The following is a 24,174-nucleotide window of genomic DNA, read 5'->3' on the forward strand; positions in this document are numbered from 1 at the left end:
ACCTCGTCCTCCACGACAAAAGCCTACGCCCACACGCCTGACACAACCCTCACGTGAAGCTGACGAGACCTTCACCACTGCCTGACCCTCCTAGACTGCCCCCATGCCCCGCGTGACCCTCCAGCTGACCCTGCCCCCTGGCACCCCACCGGGAACCCTCTTCCTGACCGGTGATCACCGGGCCTGGAGCAGCGACCCTCACGGCTGGACCTTCAGCGGCAGCACCCTGCACGCCGAACTGCCCGACGGAACCCTGGCGCAGGTGAAGGTCCGCCGCGTGAACCCGGACGGCACGGTCACCGAGGAGGGCGACGCCTGGGGCAGCCGCGCCCGCGCCCACCGCGTGATCGTACGCGGCGACACCACACTCCCACTGACCGTGGCGGGCTGGCAGGACGAGCGCACAGGTGGACGCCGCCCCGCCCGCAGCACCCCACCCCGCGAGGAAACCGTGCTGAGTGCCCCCTGGGGTGAACAACCCGTGCGCCTCTGGTGGCCCGATGGCCACGACGGCCCGCTGCCCCTGCTGATCCTGCATGACGGGCAGAACGTCTTCGACGAGGGCCCCACCTTCGCCGGGGACAGCTGGGACGCCGCCGGGGCCGGGCGAGCCCTCGCGGACGCCGGGCACCCCATCCGCATCGCGGCGCTGCCCGTGAACGACGACCGCAGCCGCCGCTACGTGCCCTTCCCCTTCGAGATGAACGACCAAGACAGCGGCGCGGACGAGTACGCCGACTGGCTCCGGGGAACCCTGCTACCGCACCTACACGCCCGCTTCGGCCCCATCCCGGCGCAGGACACCGCACTGGCCGGGTCCTCGTTCGGCGGGCTGATCACCGCGTACGCGGGCCTGCGCGACCCCGGCACCTACGGCACGCTGGGCGTGCTCAGCCCCGCCGTGTGGCCCGCCGACTTCGCGTTCCTGCGCTGGCTGAATGGCCGCAGCGACCCCCAGGCGCGCGTGTGGATCGACATGGGCGACCACGAGGGCAGCAGCGTGCAAGGCGCGCAGGAGGTGCTGCACCTGGCCCGGGACCTCACCGCCCAGCTCACCCTGCACGTCCGCGAAACCCACTTCACGGTCGGCGAGGGCCACTGGCACGACGAACCCGCCTGGAAAGAACGCCTACCTGCCTTCCTGCGCTGGTGGCGCGAAGGCTGAGCCAATCAGCGGATGTTCCCACCACATCCGCCTGGGAAGATGACCAGGAATGACCGTCCCCTCAACGGAATTTACCGACGCGTTCCACGCTGGCCTGGGCCGCGCCTTGGTGTACCTCTCCGAGCACGCGGCCGCCCCAGAACTCCGGGAAGCCGTGACCCAAGGCCTGCTGCACAACCAGGCTTACGATCCTCAGTGCGAACCACCCCGCACCACCTACCTTCTGGAGGCCTGCGCACGCCTCTCACCACCGCTGGACGCTGCCGAGATCCTCATCCCCCGCGTGAAGCATGCGCGGAACGCCACAGCACGCCGCTGGGACGTAAACCAGTGGGTGAATATCCTGACCGCGCTGGGCCAGCAAGGCGACCAGCGCGCCGCAAAGGCCCTCAGAGACAAGTACCGCAGCGCTGCGCGGGCCGAGACACCCCTGTGGGATCTGCTCTCCCCTGCCCTCGTGCAGCTGGACGGCCTGAATGGATTGAGGCAGATCGTGCAGGACCAGCACCGCTTCACCGCGACCAGCCCGGACGCCAGTCATCATCCCTACGTGTGGGAGGCCCGCACGCTGCTGGGCGACGACGCTGTGGAGAGCGAGTTGAAGAACCTGCCCGAAGCCCTGCGACCCAGAGGAAACGCGGATCGAGCGCGGAAGCGAAAGCAGCAAAAAGCTTCAAACCCAAGGCCCACAGACGCCTACCAGCACGTGCACATGCTGATCCATGACGCCGTTCAGCCGCGTCTACACCCGGTGTCCATGCTGCCTTACCAGCTCATCCACCGCCTCACCCCACCGGACTGGCAGAGACTGACCACTGATCTCAACACCGAAGATCCAGCGAAACTTCGCCTGCTCCTCAGCCTGTTCATGCGTCACGGCGTTCCGGGCGCGCTGAGGCGGCTGCTGAGCCTGGTACGTCACGAGGATAACGGGGTGGCCTTCCGGGCCCTGCGCGCCCTGGGTCACATTCAGCACGAGCGGGTGCGTGAATTCGCCCTTGAACTCCTGCGCACCCCGCAGCGGTTCAGTGAGGAGGCCACCTCGCTCCTGCGGTTGAACTACCGCCCCGGTGACGAACAGCTGATCTGCATGCAGCTGAACGGCCTTCAAGAACAACTGAAAGCAGGGGAGCGCCAGAGCTTCCTGCGCAATGTGGCAGACATCGCTGAGCAATTCCCTGACGAGGGGCTGCTGAAGCTTCTCACCGGAGCCTTCCCTCAGCAGCCCTGCGCATGCTGTCGTGAACGAATGCTGGCGGTGCTGATCGAGCATGACGCCGCGCCACCGGACCTGCTGGCCGAGGCGCGACTGGACGCCAGCCCGGAAGTCCGGAGTCTCGCCACCGAGGCTCTTAGCGCAGCAGGTCGCCTGCGATGATGAGTTTCTGGATTTCGCTGGTGCCTTCGTAGATGCGCAGGAGGCGCTGGTCGCGGTAGTAGCGTTCGACGGGGCTGTCTTTCATGTAGCCCATGCCGCCTGCGACCTGCACGGCCTTGTCTGCGACCTGGGAGAGGGCTTCGGTGGCGTGGTACTTGGCGACCGAGGCCATGCGGCGCACGTCCTGGCCCTCGTCGACCATCCAGGCGACTTTCTGCCACAGGACGCGGCTGGTCTGGATGGCGATGTCCATCTCGGCGAGCATGAACTGCACGGCCTGGAACTGCGCGATGGGCTGCCCGAACTGTTCGCGGGTCTTGGCGTGCGCGATGGAGAGGTCGAGGAGGCGCTGCATGGCGCCAGTGCTGCGCGCGGCGATGCCGACGCGGCCGTTCGTGAGGATGCCGAGGGCCTCGCGGTAGCCGAGGTGTTCGGGGCCGAGGAGATTCCCTGCGGGGATCTCGGCGTCCTGGAAGATGACCTCGGCGCTCAGGGCGCCCTTCTGCCCCATTTTCTCGTCGATCTTGCCGATGCTGACGCCGGGCGTGCGCTGCGGCTCGACCAGGAAGGCGCTCATGCCCTTGCTGCCGCGGGCGGGGTCGGTGACGGCGATGACGGTCAGCAGGCCCGCGATGGGCGCATTGCTGATGTAGTGCTTGGTGCCGTTCAGGACGTACGTGTCGCCTTTCTTCTCGGCGCGGGTGCGGATGTTCGCGGCGTCACTGCCGCTGCTGGGTTCGGTGATGGCGAAGCCCGCGATGCACTCGCCGGTGGCCATGCGGGGCAGGAAGCGCTCTTTCTGGTCGGGCGTGCCGAGTTTGACCAGGCCGCTGGTGCCGATGCTGGCGTGCGCGCTGATCACGCCGCCGAAGCCCATGTGGCCCATGCCCATGGCCTCGTACACGGCGCAGCGGCCCAGGGTGCTCAGGCCGACGCCGCCGTACTCCTCGGGGATGCTCAGGCCGAACAGGCCCAGGTTGGCCGCCTCGCGGAGCAGGTCGTCGGGGACGTGGTTGGTGTCCTCGATCTCGTGCGCGCGGGGTTCGACGCGGCTGAGCATGAAGTCGCGGATGGTCGCCTGCATGTCGCGCAGGTCGCCGGGCAGCTCGAAGTTCATGTGGCTCCCAGCGTACTCCCTGACTGCGGGATACCTGTCGGTGCCCGGGCGTGGCACCATACGGGCAGGGGGTGGCGGGCATGACGGACGGGCGCTGGTTGCTGCGGTCGCTGGGTCAGGCGGAGGTGCTGCGGGGCGGCGTGCCCATCGTGTGGCCCGCCCGCAGCGCGGAGGAGTTGCTGTGGTACCTGCACGCGCATCCGGACGGCCGGTACCGGCATGATCTGCTGCGCGACCTGTGGGATCTGGAGGACACGCCGGCCGCCGCGAACCGCTTCCGGGTGGCGCTGCACCGCCTGCGGCACGCGCTGGACTTCCCTGAGGCGGTGACCGAGCGGGGCGGGCGGTACGCGCTGCACCCGGACCTGCTGGCGGCGAGTGATACGGCGGCGCTGCACCGGGCGCTGCACGGCGCGCGGGAGGCCGAGCTGCCGCGCGCGCAGGAGGAACTGCTGCGCCGGGCGCTGGCGTGCGCGGACGGGGAGTACCTGCCGCACCTGACGGGCGAGTGGGTGCAGGAGGCGCGGCAGGCGCACCGCGCGGCGGTTGTGGAGGCGCACCTGACCCTGTCGCAGCTGCACTGCGCGGCGCACGAGTGCCCCCTGGCCGCGCAGGAACTCGTGCGGGCCGCGCAGGCCGACCCGCTGATCGGCGAGGACCACCACCAGCGCCTCATGGCCTGCCTGGCCATGACCCGTGACCGGTACGCCGCGACGGAGCATTACCGACGGTACCGGCATTACCTCGCCACGGAGATCGGGGATACGCCCATGCCGGAAACGGTGGATTTCGCGGAGCGGCTCAAGGGCGGCGAGTTGCCCTGCGTGACTGCCCCCTTCCGCCCGTCGGGCGCCACAAGCGACAAGTAGGGCGACTGGCATGAAGGGTCCCGGCGTCGTCCGGGGCCCCGTGTTTTGTCGTCCTGGCCGTTCCTGGCTGACGCGGACCCTGCCGTAATGCCTTCGTAATGCCCTCACCGGACCCTCACGGCATGGAGGTGTTCCATGCAAGTTCTTGAATTGATGACGGCCCCGGTGATCACGGCGGCCCCCACCCTGTCCCTGCCGGATGCGGCGCACCTGATGCGCTCGCGCGGCATCCGGCGCCTGCCCGTGATGGACGGCGCGGTCCTCGTGGGCATCGTGACCGACCGTGACGTGCGTGAGGCCATGCCCAGCCGCGTGTCCAGCCTGTCGCCGTGGGAGGCCACGACGCGGCTGGCGGCCGTGACGGTGGCGGACGTGATGCGCCGCTCGGTGCTGACCACCCGCCCTGACGCGGACGCGCGGGACGCGGCGCACACCATGCTCACCCACCGGGTGGGCGCGCTGCCCGTCGTGGACGACCAGGGGCGCGTGGTGGGGGTCGTGACGGTCAGCGACGTGCTGCGCGATTACGCGTACGAGGACGGACTGAAACCCGGTGCCGCCCAGAGTGGCGCGGAGGGGCCGGCGTGAGCGGCCCTCACCACCCGCAGGAGGGCGGTGAGGCCCCGCGCGGCGCGCTGGTCGTGGTGATCACCCTGGTGCTGAGCATCCTGAGCCTGTGGATGCTGGCGCTGGGCGTCCTGCAGGGGCGGGCCTGACATGAGCCGCGCACCTGAATCCGCCCCGCCCGCCCGGCTGGATCACCACGCCCTGGAACGCTACGAGACCGCGTGGCTGGGCGTGGCGGTGGTCATGACGGCGCTGCTGTTCGTGGGCGTGCTGGCCAGCGTGATCAGCGGCACCTACCCGCTGCTGGACGCGGGCAGCGGGCATGCGCACGACGGTCCCATTGTCCGGGGCCGTGTGGATCCGAAGACTCTGGCCGAGACGCCCTTCGCGAAACCGGGCCTGGTCGTGGACGCGGCCGGGCAGCCTGCCCTGAACGCTCAGGGCACCCTGGACGCGTACATCGTGGCGGGGAACTTCACGTTCCAGCCCGCAGTGCTGCGCGTCCCGGCGGGCGTCCCCGTCACGCTGCACGTCACCGCGACCGACGTCGCGCACGGGTTCGAGGTGACCGGCACGAACATCAACGCCGAGATCCTGCCTGGGCACGTCGCCTCCCTGACCGTCACGTTCCGCCACCCGGGTGAGCAGCACGCCATCTGCAACGAGTACTGCGGAGTGGGGCATCACAACATGATCACCCGCTTCGTGGTCGACCCGCCTGCCACAGGCGCCAAGGAGACCCAGTGACCACCGCCCTTCCCTCCAAGTCGGCCCCCAGCGCGGCGCTGCCGGGCCTGGACGCCGCCACGCTGAGCAGCCTCAAGAAGCTCACGCAGTACTACGCCGTGACCGCCTTCATCGCCCTGATGATCGGCGTGCTGCTGGGGCCGCTGCAGGCGCTGAACTACGGCGGCATCAACGTGTACGACTATCCCCTGCTGAAGGTCCTGATCAAGTCGTACTACCAGGGCCTGACGCTGCACGGCGTGCTGAACGCACTGGTGTTCACGCAGTTCTTCATCAGCGGCTGGATGCTGTACCTGCCGGTGCGCGACCTGAACGCCCGCCCGAACATGAAATTTGCGTGGTTCACGTACCTGATGATGACCGCGGGGCTGCTCACGGCCGCTGTGCCGCTGCTGACGAACAACGCGACGGTGCTGTACACCTTCTACCCGCCGCTGGAGGGCAGCCCGGTGTTCTACATCGGCGCGGCCGTGATGGTCGCCGCGAGCCTGCTGGTGGCCGGGCAGGTCGTGTGGCTGTGGCTGGCCTGGAAACGCGCCCACCCGGGCCGCGTGACGCCCGTCGTGACGTACATGAGTGTCGCCACGTGGCTGATGTGGGTCGTGGCGGCGCTGGGCCTCGTGATTGAGGTTGTGGTCATGCTGATCCCCTGGTCGCTGGGCCTGACCCGCGGCGTGGACCCGCTGCTGGCCCGCACGCTGTTCTGGTGGACGGGGCACCCCATCGTGTACTTCTGGCTGCTGCCGGCATACATCTCGTGGTACGCGTTCCTGCCGCGGCAGGCGGGGGGCCGCATGGCCAGCGAGGGCCTGACCCGCCTGGCGTTCGCGATGTTCCTGGTGTTCAGCGTGCCCGTGGGCCTGCACCACCAGTACGCCGACCCGAACGTGCAGAACAGCTGGAAGATCATCCACATGTTCCTGACGTTCCTGGTCGCGGTGCCCAGCCTGCTGACCGCGTTCAGCGCCGCCGCGTCGCTGGAGGACGCCGCCCGCGCCCGGGGGGGCCGGGGCCTGATCGGCTGGGTGCGCCGCCTGCCGTGGGGGAACGCCAGCATGACCGCGCAGGTGCTCGCCATGATCTCGTTCATTTTCGGCGGGGCGGGCGGCATTGTGAACGCGTCCATTGCGTTCTCGCCGGTGATTCACAACACCGCGTGGATTCCCGGGCACTTCCACATCACGGTGGGCACGGCGACCACCCTGACGTTCATGGGCGTGATGTTCTGGCTGGTGCCGCACCTGACCGGCAAGCGGCTCGCGTCGCCCCGCCTGGCGCTGGCGTCGGTGTGGTGGTGGTTCACGGGCATGATGCTCTTCGCGCTGGGCATGCACTGGCAGGGCCTGGCGGGCGTGCCCCGGCGCGCGCAGGTGAGCGCCTCGACGCAGCAGGCGGTGTACGACGCCATGCACCTCGGTCTGCCGAAGGCGATCACGGCGGCCAGCGGCATCGTGCTGTTCATCGCGGCCATCCTCTTCTACACGGTGCTGTGGCGCACGCTGCTCTCCCGGCGCGTGGACGACCCGGAAAGCACCCCGATCCCCGCCAGTGAGGCCATCAGCCCCGCCGGGGAGACCCTGGCCGGGGCGAGCCCGCTGGTGCGCCGCACCGAGCCGCTGCTGGCCCTGACGTTCGTGGCCCTCGTGCTGGTGATCTTGGTGTACGGCCCGGTCATCGCGCCGATGCTGGCGAACTACCAGTTCATTCCCGGCCAGAGGCTCTGGTGAGCGGCATGAACGAGGCACACGGGGGCTGGTTCACGCCGGGGCAGATCGCGGGCTTTGTGGGGCTGCTGGTGCTGGGCGTGGCGCTGGGCGCCGGCTCGTATGGGGCCGGGCACCGCCTGGCGGGCACGGGCAGCGGCGCAGTCGTCGCGGCGGCCAGCAGCGCCGCCACCCCGGACGGCAGCGTCCTGTACGCCGGGAACTGCGCCGGCTGCCACGGCGCGAAGGCCGAGGGCGCGGTCGGCCCCGCCCTGAAGGTCGTGGGCGGCTGGAGCGCCGCCGACTTCCGGCACGCGGTGCTGGACGGGAAGGCCCCGGAAGGCCGCACGCTGGGCGTCGTGATGCCCCGCTTCGCCACCACCGGCCTGGACGGCGCGCCCCCCACCGACGCGCAGCTGGACGCCATCCAGGCGTACGTGAAGACCCTCCAGTGACCGCATGCGGCCCGGCCCCTGAACGGGGGTGGGCCACTCTCATGCTGGGCGCATCCCCTGCCCGGACGGGCCGGCCTACACTCCGGGCGACCCAGCTGGACACCCTGCCCAGCGCGACAGGGACGCGCCCGCTTCGTCCCCAGGAGACCCATGAAACACCTGACCCTGCTGGCCATCCTCGCCTCCACCAGCCTCGTTCACGCTGCCGGTACGCAGGCCGTCACGGTCCGCATGTCCGAGATGATGTTCATGCCCATGAACCTCAGCCTGAAAGCCGGGCAGAAGGTCACGATCACGCTGAAGAACACCGGCAAGGCCGACCACGAATTCCAGCTGTACGCCAAACCCAGGACGCTCCCCAGGGGCGAGAACGCCTGGGACGCCTACATGGAGAAGAACTCCATCTGGCTGGCCAGCAGGGACACCGCGCTGAAGATCGCCGGGAAGGCCGTGACCGGCAAGTTCATTGAGGTGGCCCTGAAACCCGGGCAGTCCGCCACGCTGAGCTTCACGCCCGCGCACGCCGGCACTTTCGAGATGGCCTGCCACGAGCCCGGCCATTACGAGGGCGGCATGAAAGGCACCGTCACCGTGAAGTGAGGCCGCCCGGGGCAGGCGTTCCCCCGCGTGGGATTGACAGCCTGCCCCTGCGCCTTTAAGCTGTGTGGGCCTGACAGGACGTAGGCCAGCGTGGTGGGTTTAGCTCAGCCGGTTAGAGCGCCGCTCTGTGGAAGCGGAGGTCGTGGGTTCAAATCCCATAATCCACCCCACACTGAAATCCCGGCCCCAGGCATCAGCCCAGGGCCGGCTTTCATTTCAAGTTCAGACACAACCAGCGTGCGGGGATGGCGGAATTGGTAGACGCACCAGACTTAGGATCTGGTTCCCGTAGGGAGTGAGGGTTCAAGTCCCTTTCCTCGCACCACCCAGACAGAACAGCTCGCCGTGACGCGGGCTGTTCTCATTTCTGCCCGTGCACGCCGTCAGGTCATTCAGCGTTCAGCGCGAGGAACTGATGCACGAGGGCGATGCTCATGCTCCCCTCGCCGACGCTGCTGGCCACGCGCTTGACTGAGCCGCGCCGCACGTCCCCGGCCACGAACACGCCGGGAACGCTGGTTTCCAGTGGGAACGGGTCGCGGCTGAGCGGCCACGCGCCCTGCGGCGCCAGGTCCAGGCCCGAGCAGACGTAGCCGCGCTCGTCGCGCAGGACCACGCCATCCAGCCAGTCGGTGCGGGCGTCCGCGCCGATCAGCACGAACAGTGAGTCGGTCTGCACATGTTCGTCCTCGCCGGTGTCCGAGTGGTGCACGGTCAGGCCACTCAGGTGCGCGTCGCCGTGCAGGGCCGTGACCTCGCAGCACTCGCAGATGCGCACGTTGTCCCGGGCGCGCAGCTGGTCGATCAGGTACTGCGACATACCGCGTTCCACCTGTGGCGCGCGGATCAGCAGGGACACGCGCCGGGCGTAGTTCGAGAAGAACATGGCCGCCTGCCCGGCCGAGTTGCCCCCGCCGATCAGGTACACGTCCTTGCCGCGCGTACCGGGCGCTTCGGTGCGGGCCGCGCCGTACCACACGCCGCGCCCCACGAAGCGGTCCACGCCGCCAAGTGGCAGCGCCCGCCACGTCACGCCCATGGTCAGCACCACGCTGCGGGCACGCACCCGCGCGCCGCCGTCGAGCACCACCTCGTGCGTGTCCGGGCCGGGCACCAGGGTCTCTACCTCACGGGTCGTGACGACTTCCGCGCCGAAGCGGCGGGCCTGCCGCAGCGCCCGCGCGCTCAGTTCCCCGCCGGACAGCCCGGTCGGGAAGCCCAGGTAGTTCTCGATGCGGCTGCTCGTGCCGGCCTGACCGCCCGGGGCTTCTTTCTCGATCAGCAGGGTGCACAGGCCCTCCGAGGCGCCGTACACCGCGGCCGCCAGACCGGCCGGGCCGCCGCCCACGATCACCACGTCGTACTCCTGCATGGTGGGGTCCACCTGCAAACCCACGCGCGGCGCGAGGTCCCGCACGCTGGGGCGGATCAGCACCTGGCCGTCCGGAAGCACCACGGCCGGGAGGGGGCCCGCCTCGACCCCCGTGGGAATCTCGCAGGCCAGGGTGGGGGTGCCCGGGTCCAGCCAGCGGAACACCACCTGATTGCGGGACAGGAAGTCGCGCAGCCCGAAGCAGTGCAGGTCGTCCGCCGAGCCCACCAGCAGCGTCACGGCGGGCGGGGCGTCCAGCACCACGCGCTGGAGGTTCTGCACGCGGCGGGTCATGTTCGACACGACGGTGCCCGCCAGGGTGTCCGAGTAGCGCAGCAGCGCCATGAAGTCCTGAGAGTCCACCCGCATGACCCGCACTGGCGTCCGGGCGCGCAGGTCCACTGTGGCGGACGTGCCCAGCAGCAGCGGCAGCTCCCCGAATGAGTCGCCGGGACCGTAGGTGTCCACCGCCTGCGGCTCGCCCGCGACGTCCTTCGTGACGTTCAGTTCACCCTCAAGCAGCACGAAGAACGCGACCGAGTCGCCCTCGCGGATCAGGTACTCGCCCGGGTTCAGGCGCACGTCCGCCGAGTCGGCGGCCAGGGCGTGCAGCAGTTCCTCGGCCAGGTCCGCGAAGATGGGGACCTGGCGCAGGCAGTCCGGTGTGATCATGCGGGCGTTCCGTGGCGTGCGGGGGTGTTCATGGCCGTACCGGTCAGTGTACGCCCCGCCCGGTGCGGGCCGTTCGGCCGCAGGGGCGCGCCCAGGCGAGACGCGCAGCGGACGGGGCCCGCGGGGCCCTGCGGCCTCCTGTCCACCGCGCGTAAATGCACTATCATGCTTGGCGGCATGTCGCGCCCAGGCCCCCGCGGTGGTGGGGAGCCGGTGAGCGGCAGGGCAGATTCAACAGAGGAACGCGCCGCGCACGCCCGCACGCACCCCCACCGGGGCCTGACGGCGGGCGGAAGCGGCGCAGACGGGAGACCCAATGGCAGAGCTGATCAGCAGAGAAGGCAACAAGGTGGAATTCAAGGTGTCGGTGCCCGCCGCCGAAGTGAACCGCGCCTACGACCAGGTGTGGGCCGGTCTGGCGCGCGACGTGCGCGTGCCCGGCTTCCGCCCCGGCAAGGCTCCCCGCAAGGTCATCGAGGGTCGCGTGGGCAAGGGCTACGTCGAGCAGGAAGTCCGTGACCGCCTGCTGGAAACGCACTACACCCAGGCCGCCCGCGAACTGAAACTCAGCCTCGTGGACGCCAACATCGAGCCGCAGGCCCTGGCCAGCGGCCAGACGTTCGAGTTCACCGTAAAGGGCGAGACGTACCCTGAAGTGAAACTCGCCGACTGGAGCGGCCTGAGCCTCAGCGCCGCCGCGCCCGAGATCACCGACGAGGTGCTCGAGCGCACCCTGAACGACCTGCGCGAGCGCAACGCCACCTTCGAGAGCGTCGAGCGTCCCATCGAGGCCGGCGACCAGGTGACCATCGAGGAAGAAGGCGAGGACGGCGGCACGTACCCCGTGTACCTGGACGTCGCCGAGGCGCACGTCCGTGACGCGCTGGTCGGCAAGACCAAGGGCGACACCGTGGAGATCACCGTGCCCGCGCACAGCCACGGCGACCACGAGCACGCCGAGCACACCGTGACCGTCAAGGTCGTGGACGTGAAGACCAAGCAGTTGCAGGAGCTCGACGACGCCTTCGCGGGCAGCCTGAACTTCGACTCCCTGGAACGCCTGCGGACCGACCTGAAGGGTGAACTGGAACGCCGCGCGCAGCAGGAGGGCGAAGCCGCCCGCCGCGAGGAGTTCATCACCGCGCTGGTGGACGGCATGGAAGCCGACATTCCCCAGGCGCTGCTGGAGCGCCGCCGCGAGGGCATGCTCGAAGAGATCAAGGACGACCTGGGCCGCCAGGGCGTCAAGTGGGGCGAGTACGAGGCGTTCATGCAGGAGCAGGGCAAGCTGGACGACTTCATGGCCGACCTGGGCAAGAACGCCGAGAGCCGCGTGAAGCGTGACCTGGTGCTGGAGAAGCTGGCCGAGGACCTGAAGGTGCAGGTCAGCGACGCCGAGTTCAACCAGACCATGAACGCGCTGGCGCAGGCCAACGGCCTGACCCCAGCCGAGCTGAGCAAGCAGCTCGGGCCGAACGGCATCAACTCGTACTACATCAGCCTCGTGCGCGAGAAGGGCCTTCAGCAGGCCATCGCCCAGCTGTCCGGCGCCAAGAGCGAGGGCAGCGAGGCCGCCGAGAGCACCGACGAGCAGAGCACCGAAACCAGCGCGGAGTAATTCCGTCTGAGGGCCGGGGCGTTCCTGCGGGAGCGCCCCGGTTTTTCTGCTGGCCCTGACTGGATGAGGGGGGTGAGCCGTCTGCTCGGATGATCCGGACAGAATCTGGACTCAATTCATTGAACGTCCGTTCAAAGAATGCTACGGTGCCCCTATGAGCACCCCCTCCCCCACCCGGCCCACGCTGGGCATCACGGCCCTGGGCATGTACGTGCCCGAACGCGTCGTACCCAACAGCGAATTTGAAGCCCGCATGGACACCAACGCCGAGTGGATCGAATCCCGCACCGGCATCCGCGAACGCCGCTTCGCCGCGCCCGACCAGTACACCAGTGACGTGGGCGTCCTGGCCGTGCGCGACATGCTGCGACGCGACCCACAGGCCCTGCAGGACGTGGACGCCATCATCTGCGCCACCGTCAGCCCCGACGCGCTGATGCCCTCCACCGCCGCGCTGATCGGCATGCAGGTCGGCCTGACCGGCGCGGCCGCCTTCGACCTCTCGACCGCGTGCAGCGGCTTCGTGTACGCCCTGAGCGTCGCGCAGGGCCTGATCCTCGCGGGCAGCGCCCGGCGCGTGCTGGTCGTCGGCGCCGAGGCCCTGAGCAAAGTCGTGGACCAGAATGACCGCAACACCGCCATCCTCTTCGGGGACGGCGCGGGCGCCGCCGTGGTCGGCCCAGTGCCCGCCGGGTACGGTTTCCAGGACTTCATCATGGGCGCCGACGGCAACGGCGGGTCCAGCCTGTACCTGCGCTGCGCCGCCCCCAACCTCCCCGGCGGCTTCCCCATGGGCGAATCGGTCGGCATGAACGGCCGCGAGGTCTTCAAGTTCGCCGTGCGCGTCCTGGGGGACAGCGGCACGCAGGTCCTCGCCAAGAGCGGCCTGACCACCGCTGACGTGGACTGGGTCATCCCGCACCAGGCGAACGTGCGGATCATCGAGGCCGCCATGGACCGCTTCGGGCTACCCATGAGTAAGACCATCGTGAACCTCGACCGCTACGGGAACACCAGCTCCGCGACCGTGCCGCTCGTGCTGCGCGAGGGCGTGGACGCCGGGCAGATCACAGACGGGCAGCAGCTCCTGCTGATCGCGTTCGGCGGCGGCCTGAGCTGGGTGGCGGGCACCATGAAATGGTGGGACGGCGCGCCCAGCCTGAAAGCCGAGAGCAAGGCAGAGGTAACCGCATGAAGATCGCCGCACTCTTCCCCGGTCAGGGCTCGCACAGCGTCGGCATGGGCGCCGACCTGACCGCCGCGTTCCCCGAGGCCGCCGAGGTGTACACCCAGGTCGAGCACGTCCTGCCAGGCCTGCGCGCCGTGATCGAGCAGGGCCCCCTGGAAGACCTAACCCTGACCGCCAACCAGCAGCCGGCGCTGGTCGCCGCGAGCGTCGCCGCGTACCGCGCGTGGCGCGCCCACACCGGCCTGACGCCCGCGTTCGCCGCCGGGCACTCGCTGGGCGAGTACTCCGCACTGGTGGCCGCCGACGCCCTGAGCCTCGGGGACGCGCTGCGCCTGACCCGCCAGCGCGGCGAACTCATGCAGGCCGCCGTGCCGGTCGGTGCGGGCGCCATGAGCGCCGTCATGGGCGACCCGGCGGTCGTCGCGGAAGTCTGCGCCGGGACCGAGGGCGCGCAGCCCGCGAACTTCAACGCCCCCACCCAGACCGTCATCAGCGGCACGAAGGGCGGCGTGGACGCTGCGAACGCCGCCCTGAAAGCACGTGGCCTGAAGGCCATCCCCCTGAAAGTCAGCGCGCCCTTCCACTGCCCGCTGATGGCGCCCGCTGCCGCCGGGCTCGCCCCGGAGCTCCAGACGACCGCGTTCGCGCCCCCCGCCTTCCCGGTGTACGCGAACGTCACCGCGCAGCCGAACACCGACCCCACCGCCCTGCCGGGACTGCTGACCGAGCAGATCACCGGGGCCGTGCGCTGGGTCGAGACCATCCAGGCGCTTGCCGCCGTGGGTGCGGACGTGTTCATCGAGTTCGGTCCCGGCACTGTCCTGACCGGCCTCGTCAAGCGCATCCTGCCCGACGCCCGCACCATCAACGTCGGCACCGCCGCGCAGGTACAGGACTTCACGCTGTGAACCTGGCCGCGTTCCAGGACGCGCTGAATGCCCGTGGTGCGGAGGTGGCCGCATTCTTCGCGGCCCTGCCCGCACAGGACTTCACGCGCGCCGCACCGGAACGCTGGTCGCCCGCGCAGCACCTCGATCACCTGATCCGCTCGCACAAGGTGCTGGCGCTGGCCCTCTCCATACCGCGCGACCGCTTCGGCTGGGGGCAGCGCACGCCGGCCGGCAGCCGCAGTGCCGCCGAGCTTCAAGCGGCGTACCTGGAGGCGCTGCGCGGCGGCGTGAAGGCCTCAGGCCGCTTCCTGCCCGACCCGCAGGGCACCCAGGCGGAACTGGTGCAGACCTACCGCGACTCGGTCGCCCTGCTGGAGCATCACCTCGCCGCCGACTGCACAGACACCGAATTGCACGGCGCGACGCTGCCCCACCCGGCCCTGGGTGAGGTCACCTTGGCCGAGATGCTGCACTTCACCCTGTACCACGACCTGCATCACCTGCGGGGCGTGCAGAATGCACTGAAGCTTCAAACACTGGAGATCCCATGACCGAACCAATCCGTAAAGTCGCCCTGGTGACCGGCAGCAGCCGGGGCCTAGGCAGAGCCATGGCCCTGAACCTCGCCGAGAGCGGCTTCGACGTCGCCATCCACTACGGCCGGAACGCCGACGAGGCCCGCAAGGTCGCCGACGAGGCCGCCACGCACGGCGTCCGCGCCGAGGTGTTCGGCGCCGACCTGACCGTCCCCGCGAACGCCGGAGCGCTCGTCGAGGACGTCATCAAGACGATGGGCCGTCTGGACGTGCTCGTGAACAACGCCGGGATCACGCGGGACACCCTCGCGATCCGCATGAAGGACGAGGACTGGGACGCCGTCCTCCAGACGAACCTGTCCAGTGCGTTCACGGCGTGCCGCGCGGCGATCAAGCACATGATGCGCGCCCGCTCGGGCCGGATCATCAACATCGCCAGCGTGGTCGGCCTGATGGGCAACCCCGGGCAGGCGAACTACGTGGCGAGCAAGGCGGGCCTGATCGGCCTGACCAAGGCGCTGGCCAAGGAGTACGGCGGGCGCGGCATCACCGTGAACGCCGTGGCGCCCGGCTTCATCGAGAGCGACATGACCGCGCAGCTGCCCGACACCGTGCAGCAGGCGTACCTGGGCGGCATTCCCCTGGCGCGCTTCGGGCAGCCGGAGGAGGTCGCGGCGCTCGTGGCGTTCCTGGCCAGCGATGGCGCGGGGTACATCACCGGGCAGACCATCGGCGTGGACGGCGGGCTGAACCCTCACTGAACGGCGCGTGCCACCGGTCATTTCATGACCGTTGAACCCCGTTCAAATCAGCTGCCTCTCATGGACGCCGCGTGTAGACTGGCGCAGACTTCAGTATCAGGAGGTACGAACTCATGGCAACTTTTGATGATGTGAAAGACGTGATCGTGGACAAGCTGGGTGTGGACGCCGACAAGGTCAGCCCCGAGGCGCGCTTCGTGGAAGACCTGGGCGCCGACAGCCTGGAGACCGTGGAACTGATCATGGGTCTGGAAGACAAGTTCGGCATCACCATCAGCGATGAAGACGCCGAGACGATCCGCACCGTGCAGGCCGCTGTCGACTACATCGAGAGCAAGCAGTAACTCAGGCCGCTCCCCCAACGCGGGGGGCAGCGTGACGGGCGGGGTGCGGGCAGAAATCCGCCTCCCGCCCCAACTTTTTCCGGGTGGCCCCGTGCGGGGCGGGCCCAGTCAGGAGGGAAGCCAGTGGGTGTTTCAGGACTGAAACGGGTGGTGATCACGGGCCTGGGGCCGGTCACGCCCATCGGGGTGGGCGCGCAGGCGTTCGCGCAGGCGCAGCGGGCCGGGAAGAGCGGCATTGCGACCATCACGCGCTTTGACCCGGCGGAGACCGGCAGCAAGATCGCGGGTGAGGTCAATGACGACCTGTCCGCGTTCGTGGACCCGCGCGAGGCGAAGAAACTCGACCGGTACGTGCAGCTGGCCCTGGCGGGCGCGGCGCTGGCTGTGCAGGACAGCGGCCTGAGTGAGGACGAGCTGCGCGGCGAGCGCACCGGCACCGTGATCGGCAGCGGCATCGGCGGCGTGAAGACCTTCGAGGATCAGGCCGGGGTGCTGCACTCGCGCGGTCCGGGCCGCATCAGCCCGATGTTCATCCCCATGATGATCGCGAACATGGCGACCGGGCACGTCGCGATGCGCTACGGCGCGACCGGCCCGAGCAGCACGGTCGTCACCGCCTGCGCCACCGGCACCGGCGCGATCGGGGACGCCGCGCGGTACATCCAGCTGGGTCTGGCGGACGTGATGATCGCCGGGGGCAGCGAGGCCGCCATCACGCCCATCGCCATCGGGGGCTTCTCGAACATGAAGGCGCTGTCCACCCGCAACGACGAGCCGGAACTCGCCAGCCGTCCCTTCAGCGCCTCCCGTGACGGCTTCGTGCTGGGTGAGGGCGCCGGCGTGGTCGTGCTGGAGGAGTACGAGCACGCCGTGAAGCGCGGCGCGACCATCTACGCCGAGGTCGTCGGGTACGGCACCAGCGCCGACGCGCACCACATCACCATGCCCGCCCCCGAGGGCCGCGGCGCGCAGGTCGCCATGCGCATGGCGCTCGCCACGGCAGGCGTGAACCCCGATCAGGTCGGGTACATCAACGCGCACGGCACGAGCACGCACTTCAATGACCTGCACGAGACGCAGGGCATCAAGCACGTGTTCGGCAAGCACGCCCACACCCTCGCCATCAGCTCAACGAAGAGCATGACCGGGCACCTGCTCGGCGCGGCGGGCGCCGTGGAAGCCATCGCAGTCGCGCAGGCCCTGAAGGACGGTATCCTGCCGCCCACCATCAACCTCACCGACCCCGACCCGGAACTCGATCTGGATTACATCCCCCTGGAAGCCCGCGAGGCGCAGGTGGAGTACGCGCTGAGCAACTCCTTCGCGTTCGGCGGGCAGAACGCCGCGCTGCTGTTCAAGAAGATCTGAGACTCCGATTGAACGGTTTTTGCAAACCGTTCAATCCGAGCGGAGCGAGTAGGAGTAGAGCGGAGTCCGGGCGTGAAGTTGGCAACCCGCTGTGGTTCCGGGTTGTCAACGAAACAAACGGACTCCGTATGAGATTCACAGCAGAGGCCCCCTCCGATCACTGGAGGGGGCCTCTTGCTGCTTGAGGGCTTCAGATGGCCTGCACGTCGAACTTCAGGCCCAGTGCGGCGAGGTCGTCGCTGTTGGGGTCGCGGCCGGTCACGACGCCGTACGTGGCGCGTTCTGGGGTGAGGTAGGTGTCCATGACGCGGCGCAGGTCGTCGAGGGTGACGGCCAGCAGACGGGCCTTGTAGGCCTGCTCCACGTCCTGGGTGTAGCCGGCGTGGTCGCCGTAGATGCGGCGGCGGCCGGCGGTGTCGGGGCTGGTCAGGGGGTCGAGGATCTTGCTGGCGGAGAGGATCGCCTCGGTCAGTTCGCGTTCGCCCAGGTCGCCGTTCAGGAACGCGCGGGCGTCTTTGAACACCTGGTAGGTGCGGGTGACGTGCGGGTCGCGGTAGCTGCTCATGGCGAAGACGCCCTCGCGCGGGTCGAAGCTGGCGGCGCCGCCGTACGCGCCGCCCTTCTCGCGCAGTTCGGGCAGCAGGTACTCGCTGCGCAGCACGCGGGACAGGACGAGCAGGGCGGGGCTGTCGGGGTGGGAGTAGGGGACGGTGGGGAACGCGACGGCGTTGTACGAGACGGGCACGTCGGTCGTGCGGGCCTGCGGGGCGCGCGTGGGGAGCGTGGGGGCGGGGCGGCCGACGGGGGCGTCGCCGCTGAACAGCCCCGTGAGGGGAGTCAGGTCGAGGTTCAGGTCGTCGGGCGTGGCGGTCAGGGCGACGAGGGGTTCCGCCGTGCGGATCAGGTCCCGCAGGCGCCCGAAGCGCTTGAGCAGGGCGTCCAGTCCGCCCTCGCCTTCGACGGTGGCTTTCAGGGTGGCCAGGGCGGTCAGGCCGCTGAAGCGTTCCTGCACGGCGCCCGTGGCGTTGAGCTGCGCGGCGGCGAGGCGTTCGGCGTAGGCGTTCCCGGCCTGCACGACGCTGGCCTTCAGGCCCGCGAGGCGCTGCTTGAGCAGCTGCTCCAGGCGGTCGCGGGTGAATTCGGGCGCGGCGATCAGGTCGCGCAGCACCTCAACCAGGGCGGGGGCGTTGCGGGCCAGGGCCTTGCCGCTGAAGGTCACGGCGAGGCGCACGGCGTTCAGGTCGTCCGGAGGGGTGCCCACGCCGACGGCGGCGCTGACGCCGCCCGTGACGGCCTCGATGCGGCGCGCGAGGCTCACGTAGTCCTGCCCGGCGGCGCCGCTGCGGGTCACGGCGAAGGTGTACAGCGGCAGCGCGTCCAGCAGGTCGTCCGGCAGCGCGGGGAGGCGTAGTTGCACGTCCAGGTACGTGAGGCCGCCGGTAGGCTGCGCGGCGCGGGCCACGCGGGCGCGGCCGGGCTGCTCGGTGTGGTAGGTCACGGCGGGCGCGGCGGTGGGGATGTCCTCCAGGCCCAGGGTGGGCAGGACGCTGCGGTCGGCCTCCTGACCCTGGAGTTCCTTGAGGCGCAGGCTGTCCGCGACGATGCGGGCGCGGTCCTCGTCGGTGAAGTCGGCGCTGAGACGCTCGACGAGGGCGGCTTCGTCCGCCTCGGCTCGTTCGGCCAGGGCGGGGTCGGGCGTGACCTCCAGCGTGACGCGGTGAGGGTTGGCGAGCAGCTCACGCAGCATTGGCTCGAACACCGCGCCCTGCGCTAGGTCGGTCCGCAGGCGCTCCAGTTGCGCGTCGAGGCGGAGGCCGGTGACGGGGTCGCCGCCCTGCATCCAGGGGCCGAGCAGGCGGAACATCACGCCCAGCGCGAAGGGGTAGCCGCTGTTGCTGACCTCCTTCTGCGCGATCTCGAACTGGTGGAGGCTGCTCTCGATCAGTTCCGGCTCGATGCCCTGCGTGGCGATCTCTTCCAGGGTGCGCAGGACGAGCGCCTCGACCTCGGCGGCCTTCCCGGCAGGGAGGCCCTTGAGTCCGGCGGCGAAGGCCCCCTCGCGGAACGAGTCGCGGTAGCCGCTGCCGTCCGCCAGGGCGCTGCCCAGCCCGGACTCGATCAGCGGGCGGGTCAGGGGCGCGGCGGGGTTGCCCAGCAGCACGTCACTCAGGACGCTCCAGCGCAGGTTCAGGTCCGGGTCGCTGGAATGCCCGAGCTTCCAGCCGACGAGCACCTGCGCGCCGCGTTCCACGTCCGTGCCGGGGTACACGGCGCTCTCGTGGCGCGGCGCGTCGAACGCGGGCTGGTCGGGAATGCTGACGTCCAGCGTCTGCGGCGCGAACTGCGCCATGACGTGGTTCTCGATGGCGTCCAGGATGCGCGCCAGCGGCAGCTGCCCGTACGTGTAGAAGAACGCGTTGCTAGGGTGGTAGTGCGCCGCGTGGAAGGCCCGCAGGCCCTCGTAGCTCAGGTTCGGGATCTCCTCGGGGGCGCCGCCGCTGTTGTTCGCGTACGTCAGGTCCGGGTACAGCGCCTTGCCGAACGCGCGCCACATGACCGAACCGGGGCTGGCCATCGCGCCCTTCATCTCGTTGTACACGACGCCCTGCAATTTCAGCGGCGTGGTGGGGTCGTCGGGCGTGGCGAATTCGAAGCGGTGCCCGTCCTGCCGGAAGCTCTCGTAGCGCATCAGCGGGAAGAACGTGGCGTCCAGGTACACGGCCAGCAGGTTGAAGAAGTCCTTCTCGTTACGAGTGGAGAACGGGTAGGTCGTCCAGTCGCTGGCCGTCATGGCGTTCATGAACGTGTTCAGCGACCTGGGCAGCATCGAGAAGAACGGGTCCGGCACCGGGAAGCGCTGGCTGCCCATGAGCACCACGTGTTCGAGGATGTGCGCCACGCCGGTGCTGTCCTGCGGGACGGTGGGGAACGTCACGCCGAACGCCGAGTTGTCGTCCGCGCGGATCACGTGCGCGTGCCGGGCGCCCAGTTCGTGGCGCAGCAGCACCAGCGTGCCCTGCATCTCCGGCAGGAGTTCGACCCGTTCGACGGTATAGCGGCCCAGCGTCTCGCCAACGCGCGGCGCGGCGGGCAGTGAATCCATGATCGTCATATGCCCGGCAGTCTAAACCCGGTCCCGGCGCGCCGTGCGGGAAGTCGGGCACGATTCATGCTCCCATCACCCCCGGGCGGGGCCGCGCGGCTACACTGCTGGGCATGGCACATTCGCGTTTCGCTGCCCGGCGGGGGCTGAGCGTCCTGCTGGCCTGCGCGCTGCCCGTGGGGGCGCTCGTCGCCTGCGGGCAGGACCTCTCGGGCACGTCCAGCACCAGCGCCCGCGACGCGCTGTACTTCAACGAGCGCGCCAGCGGCCTGCCGCCCGTGTACCTCCAGGAGCCGTACACCGCGGCCATTGAGGTGGCGGGCGGCGCGGGACCGTACACGGTGCGCAAGATTGAGGGGACCCTCCCGCCCGGCCTGACCCTGAACGGCACGACCCTGAGCGGCACGCCCAGCAAGGCTGGGACGTACACGTTCACGCTGGAAGCCACTGACTCCACCCTGAGCAGCAAGCAGAAGTCCTACACGGTGAACGTGCAGGAACTGCCGCCCCTGAGCCTGGCCCTGACGCTGCCCAGCGGCCAGATCCGCGGTGAGACCCGCGTACCCGTGACCATCAGCGCGCCGCGCAGCGTGCGGGCCGCGCGCCTGACCTGGACCCTCCCGGCGAATGTGACGGTCACGCGCGTGCAGCCCGAAGGCGGGGCGCTGGTGTTCTGGCGGCAGGACGGGACGCGCCTGACGGTCGATCTGGGCTTCAAGGCCGTGCCGCGCAGCGGGACGCGCGTGGCACTGATCAGCGTGAAGCCCGCCGCGCCCGTCACGCTGGGGACACCTGCCCTGGCCTACGAGGCCCGTGGCGGGGACGGCAAGATGCTGGCGCAGAAACTGTCCGCCGAGGAGCAGAAGAAACTCGATGACCAGAAGGCCGCCGAGCAGAAAGCTGCCGAGCAGAAAGCAGCGGAGCAGAAGAGCACGGCTCAGCCGGGCACCACGCCGCCCGGGACCAGCACCCCGCCGGCCGGGCAGACCCCGCCCTCCAACGAGACGCCCAAGGCTGATCCGCCCCCCACGGACGGGTCAGGGGGGGGCAAGTGAACGCGCGCGCCGCGCTGGCCGCCGCGCTCCTGAGCGTCAGCCTGGGGGGTCTGTGTCCTGCCGGGGCGACCACCGCGCCCACCCTGACGCTGGCGCAGCAGGCGCAGCGGGCCGAGGTGATCGTGCGCGCCACGCTGGGCACTCCCGCCGAGGTGAAAGACGGCGAGGTGACGTACCTGGCGTACCCGCTGACGGTCACCGAGACCATCGCCGGCGATCCCACGCGCCTGCCGCAGCAGGAGGGCACGCCCGCCCTGTTCGTCCTGAAAGGCGTGGACGGTCTGCCTGAGCTGCGCGCGGGGCTGGAGGTCGTGGCGCTGCTGTACGCCGCGCGGCTGGACAGCCCGGTCGTGGGCTTCAATCAGGGCCTGTACGCCGTGACGGGCGGTAAGGTGAGCGCCGGGACCATCACGGACCCCGCGAAATTGCGTGAGGCGCTGCTGAGCGCCCGGGGAGGGAAATGATGCGCGGCCGGTTCCTGACACTTCTGCTGCTGAGCGGCGCCCTGAGCGGCGCGGGCGCGGTCACCGTGAAGCTCCGCCCGCAGGGCGAGGAGCTGACCAGGGCCGTGCAGGCCGCCCTGGCGGCGCTGTCCACGCCGGACTTCCCGGTCACGCTGGACAGCAGCAGCGGCCCCACGCTGACATTGGGGGGCTCTGCGCCCTTCAGCCCGGACGTGGCGGCCCGCAGTTTCGGCAGTGGCGCGGACCGCCGCATCGAGTTCAACCCGCGCGGCCCGCTGAACCTGCAAGACGCCATCCGCGCCGAGCTGACCCAGGAGTGGAAACTGACGGACTGGACGACCGCCAGCGCCCGCGCCCGCCTGAGCGGCGCGGACCTGAACGGCGACGGGAAGATCGACCTGACCGACCTGGCCCTGCTGATGAACAACTACGGCAAGGCCACCAGCCTCGGCGACCTGGACGGCAGCGGCAAGGTGGACGACGCCGACCTGAAACTGTTCAGCGCGCAGTACAAGCTGTGACTCCGATGGGCTGGTGGGCACCACCAGTCCAATCCGAGCGGACTCGGAGAGCTGCGCAGCAGAGCGAGTGGGAACCGTGCGGGTTCCGGGCGTGGAGCTGACGACCCGGCGCCCATCCGGATCATCAGCGGAACAGACGGAACCCGCCAGTGCAAGTCCACACCCCGCCCCACAGACAGGTGGGGCGGGGCGCTGCTACGCTGCGCGGCATGACTGGCGAACAAGGCTACCCCGAGCAGGACACGATTGACCTTCAGGACTTCCTGAAGATGCGCGGCATGGTGGAAACCGGTGGCGAGGCGAAGTTCCGCGTGCAGGGCGGCGAGGTGCGCCTGAACGGTGAGATCGAGACGCGCCGCCGCAAGAAACTGCGCCGCGGCGACATCGTGGAGTACGCCGGGGAGCGCGTGCGGGTGGACTTCTAACGTGACCGCCTCTGCGTACGAGGCGGCGGTGCTGGACTTCCGCCGCCGCAAGGACGAGCACTTCGCGGCGGGGCGCGGGCCGGTCGAACCGGCCGCGTTCCGGGGGCTGGCGTACTACCCGCCGGACGAGACGTGGGCGTTCACGGTGCCCCTGACGCCCCTGCCGCAGGACGCCGGGGCGGAGTGGACGCTGGAGACGAACACGGGCGAGACGCGCACCATGGCCCGCGTGGGCGAGATCCTGCTGCCCCTGCCGGACGGCGAGCGGACCCTGACGGTGTTCGCGCCGCTGGGTGAGGAGCGTCCGGAGCGGGTGTTCATTCCGTTCCGGGACGCCACCAGCGGCCCGGAGACGTACGGCGCGGGCCGCTACCTGGACGCGCCGCTGGACCGGCAGCTAGGTGGGGACGGAGCGCTGGTCCGTGTGGATTTCAACCTGGCGTACCACCCGTACTGCGCGTACGGGGACGGCTGGACGTGTCCACTGCCGCCCCGTGAGAACTGGCTGCCGGACGCGGTGACCGCAGGGGAGCGCCTGAGCTGATCCGCCGCGGGTGATCAAGGGGGCCGGGATGATCCGGCCTCTGTGCTGCGGGGTTCGCTGTCTGGTTCAGCGGGCGACAACGGCGACGTACACCTGCGCCGCGCCCGCCTGAAGCAGGGCGTCCTGACAGGCCAGGGCGGTGAAACCGGTAGTCAGCACGTCATCGACGAGCAGCACCGCCCCGGTGGGCAGGAAGCCCTCGTGGGCGCGGAAGGCGCCGCGAAGGTCCTCGCGCTGCGCGCCGTGCCGCCGGGCCTGCTGCGCCGTGGCGCGGGTGCGGGTCAGGGCGGGCACGCACGGGACGGCCAGGGCGCCCGCCAGCGCGCGGCCCAGCAGTTCCGCCTGATTGAAGCCGCGCTGGCGCTGCCGGGCCGGGTGCAGCGGCACGGGGACGACGGCCTGCACGTCCCACTCGGCGGGCACGCCGGACGCGAGCGCCCCGCCCAGCAGCGCGGCCAGGTCGCGGGCCTGAGCGAACTTCAGTTCCCGCACGGCCCGGCGCCGCACGCCGCTGTACGGGCCGAGGGTCACGAGGTGCGGTTCAGGGCGTGGGCGCAGCGGGCTGTGCGCCTGCACCTGGGGGCGCAGGGCCGCGTGGCACGCCGGGCACAGGCCCGGCTGCGGGCCCAGTTGCGCGCTGCAGCCAGGGCAGGCGCGGGGCAGCAGGGTGCGCAGCGCAGCCAGCAGGGCTGGACCGATCAGGGCCGTCAT

The 24,174-nt window shown here is 70.0% G+C and carries 25 protein-coding genes and 2 tRNA genes; 23 read left to right on the forward strand and 4 right to left on the reverse strand.

Features of this window, described 5'->3' with window-relative positions:
* Positions 1 to 103: 103 nt before the first annotated feature.
* A complete protein-coding gene (locus IEY63_RS13615; protein ID WP_189069555.1) occupies positions 104 to 1,165 on the forward strand; it encodes an alpha/beta hydrolase in 1,062 nt (353 codons plus the stop codon).
* A 457-nt stretch (positions 1,166 to 1,622) separates the two neighbouring features.
* On the forward strand, positions 1,623 to 2,543 hold the full coding sequence (locus tag IEY63_RS13620; RefSeq protein WP_189069556.1) for a HEAT repeat domain-containing protein: 921 nt from the start codon (positions 1,623 to 1,625) through the stop codon (positions 2,541 to 2,543).
* Here IEY63_RS13620 and IEY63_RS13625 read toward each other — a convergent pair.
* Positions 2,518 to 3,660: an acyl-CoA dehydrogenase family protein gene (locus IEY63_RS13625; protein WP_189069557.1), complete on the reverse strand. Its 1,143-nt coding sequence runs from the start codon at positions 3,658 to 3,660 to the stop codon at positions 2,518 to 2,520. The genes IEY63_RS13620 and IEY63_RS13625 overlap by 26 nt on opposite strands.
* 80 nt (positions 3,661 to 3,740) lie before the next feature.
* Here IEY63_RS13625 and IEY63_RS13630 point away from each other — a divergent pair, with 80 nt between their 5' ends.
* From IEY63_RS13630 to IEY63_RS13665, 9 genes are all read left to right on the forward strand, one after another.
* Positions 3,741 to 4,529 carry an AfsR/SARP family transcriptional regulator gene (locus IEY63_RS13630; protein WP_189069558.1) on the forward strand — a complete coding sequence of 263 codons (789 nt, stop codon included), beginning with the start codon at positions 3,741 to 3,743 and terminating at the stop codon, positions 4,527 to 4,529.
* A gap of 135 nt (positions 4,530 to 4,664) precedes the next feature.
* The gene (locus tag IEY63_RS13635) at positions 4,665 to 5,117 is read left to right on the forward strand and encodes a CBS domain-containing protein (protein WP_229784714.1); all 453 of its coding nucleotides are present in this window, start codon (positions 4,665 to 4,667) and stop codon (positions 5,115 to 5,117) included.
* On the forward strand, positions 5,114 to 5,245 hold the full coding sequence (locus tag IEY63_RS22465; protein ID WP_268236006.1) for a hypothetical protein: 132 nt from the start codon (positions 5,114 to 5,116) through the stop codon (positions 5,243 to 5,245). The genes IEY63_RS13635 and IEY63_RS22465 overlap by 4 nt, the downstream gene beginning before the upstream one ends.
* Position 5,246: 1 nt before the next feature.
* The gene (locus IEY63_RS13640; protein WP_189069559.1) at positions 5,247 to 5,843 is read left to right on the forward strand and encodes a cupredoxin domain-containing protein; all 597 of its coding nucleotides are present in this window, start codon (positions 5,247 to 5,249) and stop codon (positions 5,841 to 5,843) included.
* Positions 5,840 to 7,570 (forward strand): b(o/a)3-type cytochrome-c oxidase subunit 1, encoded by a 1,731-nt coding sequence (locus IEY63_RS13645; RefSeq protein ID WP_189069560.1) that lies wholly within the window; start codon positions 5,840 to 5,842, stop codon positions 7,568 to 7,570. Before IEY63_RS13640 ends, IEY63_RS13645 begins: the two co-directional genes overlap by 4 nt.
* 5 nt (positions 7,571 to 7,575) lie before the next feature.
* Positions 7,576 to 8,001 carry a c-type cytochrome gene (locus tag IEY63_RS13650; RefSeq protein WP_189069561.1) on the forward strand — a complete coding sequence of 142 codons (426 nt, stop codon included), beginning with the start codon at positions 7,576 to 7,578 and terminating at the stop codon, positions 7,999 to 8,001.
* A 150-nt stretch (positions 8,002 to 8,151) separates the two neighbouring features.
* Positions 8,152 to 8,601, forward strand: a complete 450-nt coding sequence (locus IEY63_RS13655; RefSeq protein ID WP_189069562.1) for a cupredoxin domain-containing protein — start codon at positions 8,152 to 8,154, stop codon at positions 8,599 to 8,601.
* A gap of 93 nt (positions 8,602 to 8,694) precedes the next feature.
* Positions 8,695 to 8,771 (forward strand) — tRNA-His (locus IEY63_RS13660).
* Between the two features lie 69 nt (positions 8,772 to 8,840).
* Positions 8,841 to 8,926, forward strand: a tRNA-Leu gene (locus IEY63_RS13665).
* Positions 8,927 to 8,989: 63 nt separating this feature from the next.
* Here IEY63_RS13665 and IEY63_RS13670 read toward each other — a convergent pair.
* Positions 8,990 to 10,645, reverse strand: coding sequence for an FAD-dependent oxidoreductase (locus IEY63_RS13670; RefSeq protein WP_189069563.1), 1,656 nt, complete (start codon positions 10,643 to 10,645; stop codon positions 8,990 to 8,992).
* A 316-nt stretch (positions 10,646 to 10,961) separates the two neighbouring features.
* Between IEY63_RS13670 and tig the strand changes: the two genes are divergently transcribed.
* The 7 genes from tig (at position 10,962) to fabF (ending at position 17,351) form a co-directional block, all read left to right on the forward strand.
* Complete coding sequence (tig, locus tag IEY63_RS13675; RefSeq protein WP_189069564.1) at positions 10,962 to 12,263, forward strand: trigger factor; 1,302 nt, start codon at positions 10,962 to 10,964, stop codon at positions 12,261 to 12,263.
* Between the two features lie 154 nt (positions 12,264 to 12,417).
* Complete coding sequence (locus IEY63_RS13680; protein ID WP_189069565.1) at positions 12,418 to 13,458, forward strand: beta-ketoacyl-ACP synthase III; 1,041 nt, start codon at positions 12,418 to 12,420, stop codon at positions 13,456 to 13,458.
* Positions 13,455 to 14,360, forward strand: coding sequence for an ACP S-malonyltransferase (gene fabD, locus IEY63_RS13685; protein ID WP_189069566.1), 906 nt, complete (start codon positions 13,455 to 13,457; stop codon positions 14,358 to 14,360). Before IEY63_RS13680 ends, fabD begins: the two co-directional genes overlap by 4 nt.
* Positions 14,357 to 14,893, forward strand: coding sequence for a DinB family protein (locus tag IEY63_RS13690; RefSeq protein WP_189069567.1), 537 nt, complete (start codon positions 14,357 to 14,359; stop codon positions 14,891 to 14,893). The genes fabD and IEY63_RS13690 overlap by 4 nt, the downstream gene beginning before the upstream one ends.
* Positions 14,890 to 15,639: a 3-oxoacyl-[acyl-carrier-protein] reductase gene (gene fabG, locus IEY63_RS13695; protein WP_189069568.1), complete on the forward strand. Its 750-nt coding sequence runs from the start codon at positions 14,890 to 14,892 to the stop codon at positions 15,637 to 15,639. Before IEY63_RS13690 ends, fabG begins: the two co-directional genes overlap by 4 nt.
* Positions 15,640 to 15,752: 113 nt before the next feature.
* A complete protein-coding gene (gene acpP / locus IEY63_RS13700) occupies positions 15,753 to 15,983 on the forward strand; it encodes an acyl carrier protein (protein ID WP_046843145.1) in 231 nt (76 codons plus the stop codon).
* A 123-nt stretch (positions 15,984 to 16,106) separates the two neighbouring features.
* On the forward strand, positions 16,107 to 17,351 hold the full coding sequence (gene fabF / locus IEY63_RS13705) for a beta-ketoacyl-ACP synthase II (protein ID WP_189069569.1): 1,245 nt from the start codon (positions 16,107 to 16,109) through the stop codon (positions 17,349 to 17,351).
* A 190-nt stretch (positions 17,352 to 17,541) separates the two neighbouring features.
* Here fabF and IEY63_RS13710 read toward each other — a convergent pair whose 3' ends face one another.
* Positions 17,542 to 20,463 (reverse strand): insulinase family protein, encoded by a 2,922-nt coding sequence (locus IEY63_RS13710; protein ID WP_189069570.1) that lies wholly within the window; start codon positions 20,461 to 20,463, stop codon positions 17,542 to 17,544.
* 104 nt (positions 20,464 to 20,567) lie between these two features.
* Between IEY63_RS13710 and IEY63_RS13715 the strand changes: the two genes are divergently transcribed.
* The 5 genes from IEY63_RS13715 to IEY63_RS13735 all read left to right on the forward strand — a co-directional run bounded on the left by IEY63_RS13715 (position 20,568) and on the right by IEY63_RS13735 (position 23,463).
* Entirely contained in the window at positions 20,568 to 21,509 is a 942-nt protein-coding gene (locus tag IEY63_RS13715; RefSeq protein WP_189069571.1) for an Ig domain-containing protein, read from the forward strand.
* Positions 21,506 to 21,973, forward strand: coding sequence for a hypothetical protein (locus IEY63_RS13720; RefSeq protein ID WP_189069572.1), 468 nt, complete (start codon positions 21,506 to 21,508; stop codon positions 21,971 to 21,973). Before IEY63_RS13715 ends, IEY63_RS13720 begins: the two co-directional genes overlap by 4 nt.
* Positions 21,973 to 22,494 (forward strand): hypothetical protein, encoded by a 522-nt coding sequence (locus tag IEY63_RS13725; protein WP_308425231.1) that lies wholly within the window; start codon positions 21,973 to 21,975, stop codon positions 22,492 to 22,494. The genes IEY63_RS13720 and IEY63_RS13725 overlap by 1 nt, the downstream gene beginning before the upstream one ends.
* Before the next feature lie 209 nt (positions 22,495 to 22,703).
* On the forward strand, positions 22,704 to 22,919 hold the full coding sequence (locus tag IEY63_RS13730; protein ID WP_189069574.1) for an RNA-binding S4 domain-containing protein: 216 nt from the start codon (positions 22,704 to 22,706) through the stop codon (positions 22,917 to 22,919).
* Between the two features lies 1 nt (position 22,920).
* Entirely contained in the window at positions 22,921 to 23,463 is a 543-nt protein-coding gene (locus IEY63_RS13735) for a DUF1684 domain-containing protein (protein WP_189069575.1), read from the forward strand.
* 66 nt (positions 23,464 to 23,529) lie between these two features.
* Here IEY63_RS13735 and IEY63_RS13740 read toward each other — a convergent pair whose 3' ends face one another.
* Positions 23,530 to 24,174, reverse strand: coding sequence for a ComF family protein (locus IEY63_RS13740; RefSeq protein WP_189069576.1), 645 nt, complete (start codon positions 24,172 to 24,174; stop codon positions 23,530 to 23,532).

It is taken from the genome of Deinococcus radiotolerans (assembly GCF_014647435.1).
GTDB lineage: Bacteria > Deinococcota > Deinococci > Deinococcales > Deinococcaceae > Deinococcus > Deinococcus radiotolerans.

What these genes read in the sequence shown, in the direction of transcription:
- IEY63_RS13615 (WP_189069555.1), top strand. Translation starts at nt 104, where the DNA reads ATGCCCCGCGTGACCCTCCAGCTGACCCTGCCCCCTGGCACCCCACCG.
- IEY63_RS13730 (WP_189069574.1), top strand. Translation starts at nt 22,704, where the DNA reads ATGACTGGCGAACAAGGCTACCCCGAGCAGGACACGATTGACCTTCAG.
- IEY63_RS13725 (WP_308425231.1), top strand. Translation starts at nt 21,973, where the DNA reads ATGCGCGGCCGGTTCCTGACACTTCTGCTGCTGAGCGGCGCCCTGAGC.
- IEY63_RS13635 (WP_229784714.1), top strand. Translation starts at nt 4,665, where the DNA reads ATGCAAGTTCTTGAATTGATGACGGCCCCGGTGATCACGGCGGCCCCC.
- IEY63_RS13625 (WP_189069557.1), bottom strand. Translation starts at nt 3,660, where the DNA reads ATGAACTTCGAGCTGCCCGGCGACCTGCGCGACATGCAGGCGACCATC.
- IEY63_RS13740 (WP_189069576.1), bottom strand. Translation starts at nt 24,174, where the DNA reads ATGACGGCCCTGATCGGTCCAGCCCTGCTGGCTGCGCTGCGCACCCTG.
- IEY63_RS13640 (WP_189069559.1), top strand. Translation starts at nt 5,247, where the DNA reads ATGAGCCGCGCACCTGAATCCGCCCCGCCCGCCCGGCTGGATCACCAC.
- tig (WP_189069564.1), top strand. Translation starts at nt 10,962, where the DNA reads ATGGCAGAGCTGATCAGCAGAGAAGGCAACAAGGTGGAATTCAAGGTG.
- IEY63_RS13650 (WP_189069561.1), top strand. Translation starts at nt 7,576, where the DNA reads ATGAACGAGGCACACGGGGGCTGGTTCACGCCGGGGCAGATCGCGGGC.
- fabG (WP_189069568.1), top strand. Translation starts at nt 14,890, where the DNA reads ATGACCGAACCAATCCGTAAAGTCGCCCTGGTGACCGGCAGCAGCCGG.
- acpP (WP_046843145.1), top strand. Translation starts at nt 15,753, where the DNA reads ATGGCAACTTTTGATGATGTGAAAGACGTGATCGTGGACAAGCTGGGT.
- IEY63_RS13655 (WP_189069562.1), top strand. Translation starts at nt 8,152, where the DNA reads ATGAAACACCTGACCCTGCTGGCCATCCTCGCCTCCACCAGCCTCGTT.
- IEY63_RS13680 (WP_189069565.1), top strand. Translation starts at nt 12,418, where the DNA reads ATGAGCACCCCCTCCCCCACCCGGCCCACGCTGGGCATCACGGCCCTG.
- IEY63_RS13630 (WP_189069558.1), top strand. Translation starts at nt 3,741, where the DNA reads ATGACGGACGGGCGCTGGTTGCTGCGGTCGCTGGGTCAGGCGGAGGTG.
- IEY63_RS13710 (WP_189069570.1), bottom strand. Translation starts at nt 20,463, where the DNA reads ATGACGATCATGGATTCACTGCCCGCCGCGCCGCGCGTTGGCGAGACG.
- fabD (WP_189069566.1), top strand. Translation starts at nt 13,455, where the DNA reads ATGAAGATCGCCGCACTCTTCCCCGGTCAGGGCTCGCACAGCGTCGGC.
- IEY63_RS13715 (WP_189069571.1), top strand. Translation starts at nt 20,568, where the DNA reads ATGGCACATTCGCGTTTCGCTGCCCGGCGGGGGCTGAGCGTCCTGCTG.
- IEY63_RS13670 (WP_189069563.1), bottom strand. Translation starts at nt 10,645, where the DNA reads ATGATCACACCGGACTGCCTGCGCCAGGTCCCCATCTTCGCGGACCTG.